Consider the following 13148-nt stretch of genomic DNA (forward strand, 5'->3'; position numbering starts at 1 on the left):
TACTCAAAGCGAATCAAGACAGGGCTTGTTCGCGGATGTGGTCCACATGCGCTTGCAGCGAACGGGCCGCCACGGGCCACAGGCGTGGCGGCACGTCGTCGTAGGCTTTTTCCACCCATTCTTGCAAGCTGCCTTGGGGCAGGGCCTGCATGGCGGCGGCGATTTTGGCTTCGCGCTTCAAGCGGTGGGCCTTCAGGTGCGTGATGGCCTGGTGGGCAAAACCCAACACATGGCCGTGCGCGGGCAAGATGAATTCGATGCCACCGGCCTCGCAGGCCGCAGCCAGTTTGTCCAGTGAATCCAGATAGTCGCCCATGTGGCCGTCGGGTGGGTCGATCACGGTGGTGCTGCCGTTGAGCACGTGGTCGCCCGAAAACAACAGGCCGTCTTCTTCGAGCACCAGGCACAGGTGGTTGGCCGCGTGGCCGGGGGTGTGCACCACGCGCAGGGTGTGGGTGATTTCGCCGTCCACGCCAATGCCTTGCAGCACCAGTTTTTCGCCGTCGGCCAGCTCGCGCTCCGGGGTGAATCGGCTGTTGGCGCGGGCGGTGGGCTTGGAGGCCAGGCCCAGGATGGGCGGCTTGTGGGTGCACAGCGCCTGCAGCGGGGCCGCGCCGGGCGAATGGTCGGGGTGAGAGTGGGTGCACACAATGGCTTTGATTTGCCCGCCTGCGGCACGCCAGATGCGTTGCAGGTGCGCGTCGTCGGCCGGGCCGGGGTCAATGGCGATGTAGCCGGTGTTCGGGTCGCCCACCAAATAACTGTTGGTACCGGGGCCGGTCATCACGCCGGGGTTCGGGGCGGTGAGGCGCTGCACGTTTTTGAGCAGGGGTACCGGCTGGTCGGTCTGCCAGTCCAGGTGGTGGTGGATTTGCCCGTCGGGCGTGACCAGGGCCAGCTCGCCAAAGGGGGCTTCATGCTCCATGTAACGCGCTTCGTTGCCTGCCAGCCAGCCGGCGCGGGGACAACTGGTCCACAGCGGCTCGTCGTTGACGGCGCAGGCTTGAAGGACCGCATCCACACTGGCAAATGATTTGAGGCGGTCAAGTGTGCGGATGGTCGGAAAGATGATGAAGAACTGGCCGCCTGCATGGCGGTCCAGCGCGTCTTGTGGGCGAACCCAAACGGGCTCGAATTGCTCGGACTCGTCGGCCACCGGAGTCTGGCCTTCGGGCATGCGGGCCACCAAAAAGGGCACGTCAAAGCGGCGTGGCAGGTCGCGGTCGGTGATCCAGTGGGCCAGCACAAACACCTGGTCTGCCGCTAGCGTGAGGCCTCGGACCTGGCACTGGGAGGCAAAAGCCGTTTGGCGGTCGATGGCGGCGATGTCGCTGTGGTCGGCCCAGCGCCCATCGGCATGGCGGGCGAACAAGATGCCCAGCTCTTCAAAGCTCTCGCGGATGGCGGCAATCGCCTGCGTCAGGTGCAGGTCGCTTTGGGTGGGGCGGCGCTGCGCCATGCTGTGCGCTTGGGCATCGGCGGCGTCGATGCCGCCACCCGGAAACACATAGGCGCCGGGCGCGAAACTGGCCGTCATGGAGCGGCGTGTCATCAGAACTTCGAGCCCGCCAGGGCCGTCGCGCAAGAGCAGCACGGTGGCGGCTGGGCGCAGGGGCGCGGGTTCACGTTGGGGGTAGAGGAGTTGGGAGGTGCGTGCCATGCCCCATTATCAGGCGGCCGAGGCCCTATCGCCCGGGCCATAATCGCGGCCATGCACATTCGCTTTACCAAGATGCAAGGGGCAGGCAACGATTTTGTCGTGCTCGACGAGACGCAAGGCCGCCTGGGCCTCACCACGGCCCAATACCGCTTTCTGGCCGACCGCCACTTTGGCGTGGGGGCCGACCAGATCCTCACGGTGCGGCCTTCGCCCGCACCTGGGCTGGACTTTGAATACGTGATCCACAACGCCGATGGCGGCGAGGTGGAGCACTGCGGCAACGGGGCCCGTTGCTTTGTGCGCTATGTGCGCGACAAAGGCCTGACCGACAAAAGCAACGTGCGTGTGAAGGTGCAGCAAGGCGAGATTGAATTGCGGATGAACCCCGACGGCCGTGTCACGGTGGACATGGGGGCGCCCGTTTTTGATTGGGATCGCGTGCCCTTCAAGCCGATCGGCCTCATCAGCGACCAGGTCAATGGCTGGCCGGTATTCGATTTGGCGTTGGGCGAGCTGGGCATCGCACGCGTTGGGGTGGTGTCCATGGGCAACCCGCACGCCGTGCAGCGCGTGGACGATGTGGACACCTTCCCGGTGCTGGCCCAGGGGCCGCTGATTGAAAACCACCCGGCTTTCCCCAAACGCGTGAACGCAGGTTTCATGCAGATCGTCTCGCGCAGCCAGATCAAGCTGCGCGTGTTCGAGCGCGGCGCGGGCGAGACCTTGGCCTGCGGCACCGGCGCTTGTGCGGCGGTGGTGGCCGGCATTCGCCAGGGCTGGCTGGACGCGCGTGTGGATGTGCAGACCCACGGCGGTGTGCTCACCATCGAGTGGGCCGGACAGGCCGACAGCCCAGTGCTGATGACCGGCCCGGCCACACCTGTGTTTGAGGGCAGCATTGACGTGCCCGACACCCTTTGACTTTTTTGGAAAAAAGACATGACACCGACCGAGCCCATGAACCCCATTACCGAAGACGACATTGCCAACTATTTGGTGAATACGCCGGATTTTTTTGAGCGCCATGCCTCCTTGCTCGCCTCGGTCCAATTGACTCACCCCCAAAACCACCGCTCCGTGAGCCTGCAAGAGCGCCAGGCTCAAATGCTGCGCGACAAAATCAAGGCCCTGGAACACCGCATCATGGACATGATCCGGCACGGCAACGAAAACATGATCCTCACCGACAAGCTTCACCGCTGGTCGTGTGAACTGCTGGTCACGCCGCCCGAGCAGCTGGCCGACTCGGCGGTGGACAACATTCGCGACTTGTTTCAGGTGCCCCAGCTGGCCTTGCGCCTGTGGTCACTGGGTACAGCGCATGCTGCGGCCCCGTATGCGCAAGGCGTGACGGAAGCGGTGCAAAAACTGGCCATCTCTTTGGAAACGCCTTATGTGGGCCCCAATTCTGGCTACGAAGCGGTGCAGTGGTTGTCCGAACCCACCCAGGCCGCATCGCTGGCGCTGCTGGCTTTGCGCCCTGCACCCGGACAGCCGCCTTTTGGGCTGTTGGTGCTGGCATCCCCCGATCCGCAGCGCTTCAACAGCCAGATGGGCACCGATTTGCTGGAGCGCTTGGGCGAATTGGCGGGCGCTGCCCTGTCAGTGCTGCGCAGCTGAAGTCGAGGCCGCCAGATGGCCGAGGCCGATCCCCTGGTCACCCGTTACCTGGACCACGTCCGTTTTGAAAAACGCCTGGCCGAACGCACCTGCACGCTGTACCAGCTGGACCTGATTCGCCTGGCCGACATGGCCGCCGCCAGCCAGCTGCCTTTGCTGCAGGTGCAAACCGGGCACATCCGCCGCTGGGTGGCCCAAATGCACAGTGCGGGCCGAAGTGGCCGTGGCATCGCCCTCATCCTCTCGGGCTGGCGGGGGTTTTATGCCTGGCTGGGCCGGGAAGGGCTGATCAGCCACAACCCGGTGGTCGATGTGCGCGCCCCCCGAGTCGCCAAGCCTTTGCCCAAGGCCCTGGGGGTGGATGATGCGGTGCAATTGGCCGAACACGAAGAATCCGGGGATGACCCCTGGCTTGAAGCACGGGATGCCGCCATGGTGGAGTTGCTGTATGGCTGTGGTCTGCGCGTGGCCGAGTTGACGGGGCTGGACGTGGTGGCCAGCACCGACGCGGCGCGTGCCGGGCGCGGCTGGATCGACCTGCAAAACGCCGAAGTGCAGGTGCAAGGCAAAGGCAGCAAGCGCCGCAGTGTGCCCTTGGGACGCTCGGCCCTCGAGGCGCTGGCGCATTGGCTGGCGGTGCGCCCCCAGCTGCCCGGCATGCTCACACAGCCTGCGCCTGGCGCGTCGAGTCTGGCACTGGCGCTTTTTCCCGGCCGCCATGGCACGCGCCTGACCCCACGGGCCGTCGAGCAACGTCTCAAACGTCGCAGCCTGTTGGCCGGGCTGGCCACGCCGGTTCACCCGCACATGCTGCGCCACTCCTTTGCCAGCCATGTGCTGCAGTCCAGCGGCGACCTGCGTGCCGTGCAAGAGTTGTTGGGCCACGCCAACATCACCACCACGCAGGTCTACACGCGGCTGGACTTTCAGCACCTGGCCAAGGCCTACGACGCGGCACACCCAAGGGCCAAGCGCAAATAAGCCGGGTTGTCAGGTCCACCTTCGCAGTGCCTTCACCCAGCGTCGGACTCTGCGAGTACCGACCTACGGGTGCAGGGCGGGTCTGTGCCCGACAATACCCGCCATGAAAACCATTCGACTCAAAGACGGCAAGGAACGCTCCTTGCTGCGCCGCCACCCCTGGGTGTTTGACTCTGCCATTGCCAAAGGCGGCGGCGATCCGGGCGAGACGGTGCGGGTGGAATCGCACGGCGGGCAATTTTTGGGCTGGGCCGCGTTCAGCCCGACTTCGCGCATCCGGGCGCGCATCTGGAGTTTTGACGACAACCAGCGCATTGACGCGGCTTTCATCGAAACGCGCATCGCCCAAGCGGTGGCCGCGCGCCAGTGGTTTGACATCCAGAGCGACGGTGTGCGTCTGGTGCATGGCGAGTCCGACGGGTTGCCGGGCCTCATCGTCGACCGCTATGCCGACACGCTGGTCGCCCAGTTCACCAGCTGCGGCACCGAGCGTTTCAAGTCGGTCATTGCCGATGCTTTGCTCAAAGTCACCGGCCTCACGCGCCTGTATGAACGTTCGGATGCCAATGTGCGCAACCTCGAGGGCCTGCCCGAAGTGACCGGCTGGTTGCGTGGCGAGGGGCCGACCGAGCTCACCATCCGGGAACACGACTGGCAGCTGACCCTGGACGTTGCCACCGGCCACAAAACAGGTTTCTATCTGGACCAGCGCGACAGCCGCCAGCGCTTTGCACAGCACACGCGCCACCGGCGGTTTGGCAAAGTGCTCAATTGCTACTGCTACACCGGCGGCTTCACGGTGGCCGCGCTGGCGGGTGGGGCTGGGCATGTCACATCCATCGACTCATCCGGCCCGGCGCTCGACCGTGCCCGGGCTCATGTGCGCATGAATGGCTTTGACGAGTCCCGAGCCACCTTCATGGACGCCGATGTGAACGCCAGCCTGCGCGCCTTCATCGAAGCGGGCGAGACCTTTGATGCCATCGTGTTGGACCCGCCGAAGTTCGCGCCCACGGCCGCACACGCCGCACACGCCGAACGCGCCGCCCGCGCCTACAAGGACATCAACCGCCTGGCCTTCAAGCTGTTGCCCCCCGGCGGCGAGTTGTTCACTTACTCCTGCTCGGGCGGCATCAGCGCCGACTTGTTCCACAAAATCGTGGCTTCGGCCGGCACCGATGCGGGTGTGGATGGTTTCATCAGCGAACGCCTGCAAGGCGCGCCAGACCACCCGATGACGATCAACTTCCCGGAGGGCGAATATTTGAAGGGTTTGGTGGTGGTGCGCAAATGAAGTTCAGGGCATGGACACAGCGTTGTGTTTGTGCCGCCGCGCTTGGCACCGTTTCAGGCTGATTGCAACGCCTGAGTGTCCCCTGCCCTGCCGGGGTCTGAGTGCGCCCACGTTTGGGGCGTCATCTCAGGCTTGATTCATCAACCCTCAAGGCACGCCACTCACCAGGGGCGACTTGCGCCAAAGACTTACAGCTTGGCTTTTTCGCAGTCAGGCCCCTCGGCACCCCTGTGAAGGGCTTTGGCGCAGGGCATTTGACACAGCTCACCTTGCTGGGCAGGGCAAACGCGGTTGAAGGTGACGACATGGTCCACCTCGGCGCGGATACCGATCCATTCGCCGAGTTTGTGGTCGTGGTGGCTGGGCACATGGGCCATCAGTTGCTCACCCGTGGCCAGACGCAGCGTGTACAAAAACTCTGAGCCGCGAAAAGCTTTTCGAGTGATTTGCGCTTTCACCGGGGCATCGTCGTCGTGCACGATGTCGTCGGCCCGCAGCAGCACGTCACACTGGCCGTCTTCAAACGCGCAAGGCAAAGGGCATTCGGCCACATCGCGCAACTCACCCACCGGGGTACTGACCAAGATGTGTCCGTCCACTTCGCGCAGCGTGGCAGGGGTGAACACGCCATGGCCAATGAAATCGGCCACAAAGCGGGTGGCCGGGCGATGATAAAGGCTGTAGGCATCGTCCCACTGATGCAGCTGCCCTTCGTTCATGACGCCGATCACGTCACCAATGGCAAAAGCTTCAAGCTGGTCGTGCGTGACCAGCAAGGCTGTGGCCTTGGCGGCTTTGAGGATGTTGCGCACCTCGTGGGCCAGGCGCTCTCGCAGGTCGATGTCCAGGTTGGAAAACGGCTCATCCAGCAGCAACAAGTCGGGTTTGGGCGCCAGGGCGCGGGCCAGCGCCACACGTTGCTGTTGCCCCCCCGAGAGTTCGTGCGGAAACCGCTTTTCCGCGCCGTCCAGCCCCACCAGTTTGAGCACTTCGGCCACGCGGGCCTGGCGTTCGGTCTTAGGCAGGTGTTCCAGCCCAAAGCCCACGTTGCGCCCGACGTCCATGTGCGGAAACAGCGCATAGTCCTGAAACACCATGCCGATGCGGCGGCGTTCGGCAGGCTCGGTGTGGCCCTTTTCGCTCACCACCCGGTTGGACAGCAGGATCTGGCCGCCCGATATCGGCTCCAGCCCCGCCACGGCACGCAACAAGGTGGTTTTGCCGCAGCCCGACGGCCCGATCAGCACCCCGATGTCACCGGAGCGCAGACCCAGGTTGACCCCCCGCACGGCAGGCGTTGGGCTTGCGGGGTATTGGATGTCCAGTTGGCGCAATTCAAGAAACATGAAGGGCATTGTAGGCAGGTTGAAAGCCATCCCAAGGGGTGCTTGAATGGCAAGTGTGCTGCGCACGCTTGTATCGAATCACCTTGTTCGCTGTTCCGGGCTTGATTCGCAGCTCCCGCAAGCCGATCACCTGACGCACACCATTGGATGTGCTCGGTTGTGGTGTTTATGCAGCGTCTTGCGCGGGGTCTTCGTCGCCGCCCTGCGCCTTGAGCACGCGCATGCCGTGCTTGCTCAAAATCTCCACATACACCGAGGTAGCGCCGGTTTTGGCCGCAGCGTCTACCGCTTCGATCACGGCGCCCACGCGCACCACTTCGGCGGTGTCGGCGCTCAGGCCCACTTTGCAGTCAAAGTCCCAAAAGTCCACGCCCTTGGGCACGTCACGGCTGCGTTCGCGTTTGAAGTATTTGCGGATCTCGTGTTTGACGGCTTCAAGCACGCGGTCAGGGTGCTTGCCTTCGGCTTGCAGGGGAAAGTTCTTTTTCATGGGGGGTCCTGAGGGGTGGGCAAGCGCCCGGTCCGGACGTGAATGCAGGGGCGGATTATCGCCGGTTTGCTCGGCCAGCTCTGGGCTGGTGCACGGGCAGAGAGGTGATTGCCCTTGCATGATTTGATGCATTCATGCAAAAATGCAAACATGCGAACTTCACTTGATTTCCCTGATGCGCTGTTCAAGCACCTCAAAACCCGGGCCGCCCAAGAGGGTCGGACCCTGCGCGACCTGGTCATTGAGCTGGTGGAGCGGGGCTTGACTGCCCGCGAGGTGGTGGACCCGCAAAAGCGGTTTTTGGCGCGCCCCCCGGTGATTCCAAGTCAAGGCCCCATGGCCCTGCCGGTGAGCCAGATGACCAATGCCGATCTGTATGCGTTGATCAACGAGGAAGACGATGAGCGAACCATCCAGCTCTTGGGGCGTCGCTGAGGCCTCGGCCAACTGGCGCTTGGCAGCGGGCGATTTGCTCGATGTGAACGTGTGGGTAGGTTTGTGCAGTGCCGCGCACCCGTTTCACGCTGCGGCCATGCGCTATTGGCAATCGGCATGCGAAGCCGACACGCCTTTGTGGTTTTGTCGCACCACCATGATGGGTTTGGTGCGGGTGCTGTCACAGCCGCGCGCAATGGGTCCCAATGCTTTGAATTTGTCCCAGGCCATGGCCCTGTACCGTCAATGGCTGGACACACCTGCAGTGGGTTTGTTGGCCGATCCCCCAGGTTTGGATGACGCGATTGAGCAGCTGCTGGGGCGACGTGGCGAAACCCAACCCATTCGCTTGTGGACCGACTTGTGTCTGGCGGCTACAGCCCAAAGTTCAGGCCTGCGCATGGTCACCTTTGACCGTGACTTTGAGCGTTTTGGTCTGGAGCGTTGCCTGGTGTTGCCGGGTCAGAGTCCCGACTGAAACCGGAATTTGAGCTGAAAGCTCAGCGCGCCATACAGGCGGTCTTTGAGCGGCAGCACCAGCGCCACGTTCAGACCCCAATGCCCACTTTCGTAAGTCGCGGTGGGGATGAGTGCCGGAAACCAGCCGCCGTTAAACGCCTTGGGGTAGCCGTTGAACGCGCCGCCAACCACCCCCAGTTTCAGGGGGCCGAGGTGCCAAGGTTGGTAGTAAGCCCCAAAATAACTGGAGTTCGCGTCGTTGCTGCTGATGAAACGCCCGGCTGTGACGCTCCAACGTTCGTCCAGGGTGTACTCCAAGCCCAGCCCAGGATTGGCGTTGCGAAGTCCTTTGTCAGCGTCAAAGTGCGCCGAATAAAACCCGGCGTTGACCCACAGGCGGTTGGCGTCGAACTCGGCTTTTGCTGCGCCGCCTATCGTGCACAGCACAGCCAAGTTGACGGCTTTGAGGGAAGAGCCCAAGACCAGATCAGGTGGAACTGGCAATTTCACAGGTATCTCTCCATACAAGCCCAAGCTGCGGGCGATGTTTTTGGGGCGTGTGCCACGCCCATCGCCCACAGGGTGGGCTCCCACAAAGTCAGAGGGTTTTGAACACTTCGCCCGCCACGCGCACCGTTTCGGCAATGTCGGCTTCGGTGTGGGCGGCGCTGACAAAACCGGCTTCGTACAAAGCGGGGGCAATGTAGACACCGCCGTCCAGCAAACCATGGAACAGTTTGTTGAACTTGGGGCTGTCGCTGGTCATGACTTTGGCGTAGTTTTGCGGCAGCTCGGGCAGCAAGAAAAAGCCGAACATGCCCCCCTGGCAGTCGGCGCTGAAGGGCACGCCTGCCCCAGCGGCTGCGCCTTTGAGGCCGTCAACCAGGCTTTGGGTGCGGGCGCTGAGCGCATCCCAAAAGCCGGGCTTGGCGATCTCGCGCAGCGTGGTCAGGCCGCAGGCGGTGGCCACCGGGTTGCCGCTGAGCGTGCCCGCCTGGTAAACCGGGCCGGTGGGGGCCAGCTGGCGCATGATGTCGCGCGGGCCGCCAAAGGCCGCCAGCGGCATGCCACCGCCAATCACTTTGCCCAGCACCGTCATGTCAGGCTTGAAGCCGGGGATCAGACCGGCGTACACGCTTTGCGCGCTGCCCAGGGCCACGCGGAAGCCGGACATGACTTCGTCAAACACCAGCAAAGCGCCATGCTCGGTGCACAGCTCGCGGCAGCGTTTCATGAAAGGCACGCTGGCGCGCACAAAGTTCATGTTGCCCGCGATGGGCTCGATCATCACGCAGGCCAGTTCTTTGCCGTGCAGGGCAAAGGCTTCTTCCAGCTGCTGGATGTTGTTGTATTCCAGCACCAAGGTATCGCGCACCACTTCGGGGGGCACACCGGCGCTGGTGGGGTTGCCAAAGGTGGCCAGGCCGGAGCCGGCCTTGACCAGCAGCGCATCGGCGTGGCCGTGGTAGCAGCCCTCAAACTTGATGAACTTGCTGCGGCCCGTGGCACCCCGTGCCAGGCGCAGGGCGCTCATGCCCGCTTCGGTGCCCGAGCTGACCAGGCGCACCATTTCCATGGACGGAACATGCTTGAGGATTTCTTCAGCCAGCTCGATTTCGCGTTCGGTGGGTGCGCCAAACGAGAAACCGTCGAGGGCCGCTTTTTGCACGGCTTCGAGCACCGCGGGGTGACCGTGGCCCAGGATCATGGGACCCCAGGAGCCGATGTAGTCGATGTATTTCTGGCCGTTGGCGTCCCAGAAATAAGCGCCTTGGGCGCGTTGCACAAAGCGGGGCGTGCCACCTACGGCGCGAAAGGCACGCACGGGCGAGTTCACGCCCCCGGGGATCACCTGGGCGGCGCGGTCAAAAAGGGTTTGGTTACGGTCGGTCATTGTTTTTGTCTCCGGCTTCAATGTTTGGTTTCGTTAAATGGCACTTCAAAGTAATCAGCACCAGGATGAGCGTCGGCGTCGGCGTCGTCGTCTTCTGACGCACCTTCTTCGTCGTCGGGCAGTGCCCAAAACAGACGGTCAGGAATAACCTGCCCCATGCCGGGCCGAAAGCCTTCGTCCAGGCAGCGGTCCAGGTAATGCAAGGCTTCGCTGGTGGCTTCGGGCAAGTCCATGCCGGTGGCCAGCAAAGCGGCCAGCGCGGCAGTCAGGGTGTCACCCGCCCCCACAAAGATGGCCTCGATGCGTTCAAATTTTTCGTGGCCCAACACCGTCTCGGGTGTGGCCAGCACATTGTCGATGTACTGCTCGGGCAGGGGCATACCCGTGACCAGGGTGTAAGGCACGCCCAATTCGGCCGCAGCCTTGGCAATGTCACGCGGACCAGGATTGCGCTCACCCGTCCATTCGGGCAGCAGCCAACGGCGCAGCGTGCTGTGGTGGCCCACCAGCACACTGGTTTGAGGCAGCAGCAGTTCGCGAAAAGCGTCCAGATAGACGTCAATCTTGTCTTCTTCCCACCACGACAGATTTGGCATGTACGCCACCACGGGCACGCCGTCGTAGTCGTCGGCCAGCTCGGCAATGGTGGCCAGGTTTTCCGGGGTGCCCACAAAGCCGACTTTGATGACTTGCACCGGCATGTCTTCCGCGACCGCACGGGCCTGGTCGTGAACAGCCTCTTCATCCAAGGGGTAGAAATCGGTGATGCTGGTGGTATCCCGAACATAAGCGCCGGTGCAAATGGGCAGGCAATGTGCACCGACCGACGCCATGGCGGTGGCGTCAGAGGTCAAACCACCCGCCCCACTGGGGTCATTGGCGTTGAACGACAAAATGCAGGCCAAACCGGCAGATTCGTCCGACTCAGGCTCGTCGCTGTCGGAAAATGGTGAGTTGTGATCGGTCATGGCAGCGGATGGCGGGAAGGGCTTCAGAGGGTCTTCAGCCGGGCACGCAGCGCGGCCCGATACAATCAAATCATTCTATTCGACTCTCTGATTGCGATACTGTGATGGAACACAAAACTTGGATGTGCCTGATTTGCGGCTGGATTTACGACGAGGCCCAAGGCGACCCCGAACACGGCATTGCACCCGGCACCAAATGGGAAGACGTGCCCATGAACTGGACCTGCCCCGAATGTGCTGCCCGCAAAGAAGACTTCGAGATGGTCGCGATCTGATCGCCCTCCAGCCACTTGTATTTGGGTAGGTCGGTGGTCAAAGACCCCGACAAAATGCCCGCTGATCCGCAGCGCCGACATCGGCGCGATGTGTTGATTAAGCCATGTCGGACTCTGCGAGTGCCGACCTGCGGCAGCCTCGCAGCCTGCTCAGGCGTGCATCAGCGCAGGTGTCAGGGCTGAAGCCACCGACTTGCGGCCCATGTATTGACGGACAAACCGCATGATCAAGCCGCTTTTTTCTTGACCACCGCATAGCGTGCCAGCGTTTTTTCACGGGCCTGGGCGTGGTCCACGATGGGGGCAGGATAGGTTTTGCCGATCACCACCTCGGCGGTTTGCAAATCCATGGGCTTGGCCAGCCAAGGCGCGTGCAGCGCGGCGGTGGGTAGCGCAGCCAATTCGGGCACATAACGGCGGATGAACTTGCCCTCGGGGTCAAACTTTTCGCTTTGGCTGATGGGGTTGAAGATGCGAAAGTAAGGCTGCGCATCACAGCCGCTGGAGCTGGCCCACTGCCAGCCGCCGTTATTGGCCGACAAGTCGAAGTCATTCAAATGCTCGGCAAAGTAGCGCTCGCCCCAACGCCAGTCGATGCCCAGGTCCTTGACCAGAAAACTCGCCACCACCATGCGCAGGCGGTTGTGCATGTAGCCCGTCTGGTTGAGCTGGCGCATGGCAGCGTCCACCAGCGGGTAACCGGTGCGGGCCTGGCACCAGGCGTCAAACAGCTTGTGGGCATGGGTGCCGTGCTCCCATTTGATGGTGTCGTATTCGGGTTTAAAGCTCTGGCCGCGCCCCACATGCGCAAAGTTGTGCAGCACCTGCACATAAAAGTCGCGCCAGATCAGCTCGGACAGCCACACCGCTGCACCAGCGCTGCCGGCCAGCATGCGCGCGTGGGCCTCGCGGGCCAGTTGGCGAATCGACACGGTGCCAAAGCGCAAATGCACGCTCAGGTAGCTTGGACCTTTGACGGCCGGAAAATTGCGCGTGTCTTCGTAGTGGTCAATCCGGGTCAAAAAGTCCTGCAGCAGCGTCTGCCCGCCCGATTCCCCGGGCGGAATCTTCAGCGCGTGCAAGTTGGTGCTTTCAAAGTCGATGTCTTGCAGCGCGGGCACCGGCTGTGCCAGGTCATCCGGGCGCGGGGCCAAGTGCTGGGCGTACTTCTCGACCGGATAGGCCTTCAGGTCAAACGGGGTGATCTTCTTGAGCCAGGCATTTTTGTAGGGCGTGAACACTGCAAAAGGCTTGCCCACCTGGGTCAGCACCTCGTTGCGCTCAAAAATCACATGGTCCTTGTAGGTGTGCAGCACGATGCCGTGGTCAGCCAGGTGCCCGCGCACCTGGATGTCACGCGCCAGCGCTTGCGGCTCGTCATCGTGGTTGGCAAACACCGCTTGCACCTGCAGGTGGTGGGCCAGTTTGGCAATCTTGTCCTGCGCCACGCCATGCCGCACGATCAGGCCAGCCTGCGGGTGACCGGCCAGGGCGCGCAAACGCTCGTCCACCCCCACCAGCGAATCCCGGATGAATTCCACCCGCCGGTCGGCCCGGGGCAGTTTGTCCAGGATGGCGGTGTCGAATACAAACACCACATGCACCTTTTGGCAGTGCTTCAGGGCGTGGTAAAGCGCCGCATGGTCGGTCACGCGCAAATCGCGCCGCAGCCACACCAGGCCGCTGGAGAAAGTGGTTTGCATGGCAGTTCGCCGGGTTGGGTGAA

General features: G+C 62.9%; 14 protein-coding genes. 7 read left to right on the top strand and 7 right to left on the bottom strand.

Translation table 11 applies throughout. The features are described 5' to 3' along the window. Positions 1–13: 13 nt before the first annotated feature. On the bottom strand, positions 14–1660 hold the full coding sequence (locus AMM33_RS00080; RefSeq protein ID WP_090137686.1) for an MBL fold metallo-hydrolase: 1647 nt from the start codon (positions 1658–1660) through the stop codon (positions 14–16). A 51-nt stretch (positions 1661–1711) separates the two neighbouring features. Here AMM33_RS00080 and dapF point away from each other — a divergent pair, with 51 nt between their 5' ends. The 4 genes from dapF to AMM33_RS00100 all read left to right on the top strand — a co-directional run bounded on the left by dapF (position 1712) and on the right by AMM33_RS00100 (position 5555). Then, positions 1712–2581 carry a diaminopimelate epimerase gene (gene dapF, locus AMM33_RS00085; protein WP_090137687.1) on the top strand — a complete coding sequence of 290 codons (870 nt, stop codon included), beginning with the start codon at positions 1712–1714 and terminating at the stop codon, positions 2579–2581. 18 nt (positions 2582–2599) lie between these two features. Continuing rightward, on the top strand, positions 2600–3280 hold the full coding sequence (locus AMM33_RS00090; protein WP_090137689.1) for a DUF484 family protein: 681 nt from the start codon (positions 2600–2602) through the stop codon (positions 3278–3280). A 15-nt stretch (positions 3281–3295) separates the two neighbouring features. Further along, entirely contained in the window at positions 3296–4261 is a 966-nt protein-coding gene (locus tag AMM33_RS00095) for a tyrosine recombinase XerC (protein ID WP_090137693.1), read from the top strand. Between the two features lie 103 nt (positions 4262–4364). Continuing rightward, positions 4365–5555: a class I SAM-dependent rRNA methyltransferase gene (locus AMM33_RS00100; protein WP_090137695.1), complete on the top strand. Its 1191-nt coding sequence runs from the start codon at positions 4365–4367 to the stop codon at positions 5553–5555. 188 nt (positions 5556–5743) lie between these two features. Here AMM33_RS00100 and AMM33_RS00105 read toward each other — a convergent pair whose 3' ends face one another. Both AMM33_RS00105 and AMM33_RS00110 read right to left on the bottom strand, forming a co-directional pair. Then, on the bottom strand, positions 5744–6901 hold the full coding sequence (locus tag AMM33_RS00105) for an ABC transporter ATP-binding protein (RefSeq protein WP_090137760.1): 1158 nt from the start codon (positions 6899–6901) through the stop codon (positions 5744–5746). A 166-nt stretch (positions 6902–7067) separates the two neighbouring features. Continuing rightward, positions 7068–7391 carry a DUF6172 family protein gene (locus tag AMM33_RS00110; RefSeq protein WP_090137697.1) on the bottom strand — a complete coding sequence of 108 codons (324 nt, stop codon included), beginning with the start codon at positions 7389–7391 and terminating at the stop codon, positions 7068–7070. A 150-nt stretch (positions 7392–7541) separates the two neighbouring features. Here AMM33_RS00110 and AMM33_RS00115 point away from each other — a divergent pair, with 150 nt between their 5' ends. Then, positions 7542–7826, top strand: coding sequence for a hypothetical protein (locus AMM33_RS00115; RefSeq protein WP_053171932.1), 285 nt, complete (start codon positions 7542–7544; stop codon positions 7824–7826). Then, positions 7792–8304, top strand: coding sequence for a TA system VapC family ribonuclease toxin (locus tag AMM33_RS00120; protein ID WP_090137699.1), 513 nt, complete (start codon positions 7792–7794; stop codon positions 8302–8304). Before AMM33_RS00115 ends, AMM33_RS00120 begins: the two co-directional genes overlap by 35 nt. On the opposite strand, the gene AMM33_RS00125 is transcribed toward AMM33_RS00120, so the two are convergent. The 3 genes from AMM33_RS00125 to AMM33_RS00135 form a co-directional block, all read right to left on the bottom strand. Then, positions 8289–8795 (bottom strand): hypothetical protein, encoded by a 507-nt coding sequence (locus tag AMM33_RS00125; protein WP_228767866.1) that lies wholly within the window; start codon positions 8793–8795, stop codon positions 8289–8291. The two genes, AMM33_RS00120 and AMM33_RS00125, sit on opposite strands and share 16 nt — an antisense overlap. An 88-nt stretch (positions 8796–8883) precedes the next feature. Further along, positions 8884–10179, bottom strand: coding sequence for a glutamate-1-semialdehyde 2,1-aminomutase (gene hemL, locus AMM33_RS00130; protein WP_090137701.1), 1296 nt, complete (start codon positions 10177–10179; stop codon positions 8884–8886). A 17-nt stretch (positions 10180–10196) separates the two neighbouring features. Beyond that, positions 10197–11147: a bifunctional hydroxymethylpyrimidine kinase/phosphomethylpyrimidine kinase gene (locus AMM33_RS00135; protein WP_090137703.1), complete on the bottom strand. Its 951-nt coding sequence runs from the start codon at positions 11145–11147 to the stop codon at positions 10197–10199. Between the two features lie 104 nt (positions 11148–11251). Between AMM33_RS00135 and AMM33_RS00140 the strand changes: the two genes are divergently transcribed. Further along, complete coding sequence (locus AMM33_RS00140) at positions 11252–11422, top strand: rubredoxin (RefSeq protein ID WP_090137705.1); 171 nt, start codon at positions 11252–11254, stop codon at positions 11420–11422. 227 nt (positions 11423–11649) lie between these two features. Here the strand turns inward: AMM33_RS00140 and AMM33_RS00145 are convergent, their stop codons facing one another. Beyond that, positions 11650–13125 carry a cryptochrome/photolyase family protein gene (locus AMM33_RS00145; protein WP_090137707.1) on the bottom strand — a complete coding sequence of 492 codons (1476 nt, stop codon included), beginning with the start codon at positions 13123–13125 and terminating at the stop codon, positions 11650–11652. Positions 13126–13148 lie beyond the last annotated feature (23 nt).

The sequence above is a fragment of the Limnohabitans sp. DM1 genome, from assembly GCF_001269385.1.
Lineage (GTDB): Bacteria > Pseudomonadota > Gammaproteobacteria > Burkholderiales > Burkholderiaceae_C > Limnohabitans_A.

Coding starts and splice junctions, on each gene's coding strand:
- AMM33_RS00090 (WP_090137689.1), top strand. CDS start 2,600: ATGACACCGACCGAGCCCATGAACCCCATTACCGAAGACGACATTGCC.
- AMM33_RS00110 (WP_090137697.1), bottom strand. CDS start 7,391: ATGAAAAAGAACTTTCCCCTGCAAGCCGAAGGCAAGCACCCTGACCGC.
- AMM33_RS00145 (WP_090137707.1), bottom strand. CDS start 13,125: ATGCAAACCACTTTCTCCAGCGGCCTGGTGTGGCTGCGGCGCGATTTG.
- AMM33_RS00140 (WP_090137705.1), top strand. CDS start 11,252: ATGGAACACAAAACTTGGATGTGCCTGATTTGCGGCTGGATTTACGAC.
- AMM33_RS00105 (WP_090137760.1), bottom strand. CDS start 6,901: ATGTTTCTTGAATTGCGCCAACTGGACATCCAATACCCCGCAAGCCCA.
- hemL (WP_090137701.1), bottom strand. CDS start 10,179: ATGACCGACCGTAACCAAACCCTTTTTGACCGCGCCGCCCAGGTGATC.
- AMM33_RS00080 (WP_090137686.1), bottom strand. CDS start 1,660: ATGGCACGCACCTCCCAACTCCTCTACCCCCAACGTGAACCCGCGCCC.
- AMM33_RS00115 (WP_053171932.1), top strand. CDS start 7,542: ATGCGAACTTCACTTGATTTCCCTGATGCGCTGTTCAAGCACCTCAAA.
- AMM33_RS00100 (WP_090137695.1), top strand. CDS start 4,365: ATGAAAACCATTCGACTCAAAGACGGCAAGGAACGCTCCTTGCTGCGC.
- AMM33_RS00120 (WP_090137699.1), top strand. CDS start 7,792: ATGAGCGAACCATCCAGCTCTTGGGGCGTCGCTGAGGCCTCGGCCAAC.
- dapF (WP_090137687.1), top strand. CDS start 1,712: ATGCACATTCGCTTTACCAAGATGCAAGGGGCAGGCAACGATTTTGTC.
- AMM33_RS00095 (WP_090137693.1), top strand. CDS start 3,296: ATGGCCGAGGCCGATCCCCTGGTCACCCGTTACCTGGACCACGTCCGT.
- AMM33_RS00135 (WP_090137703.1), bottom strand. CDS start 11,147: ATGACCGATCACAACTCACCATTTTCCGACAGCGACGAGCCTGAGTCG.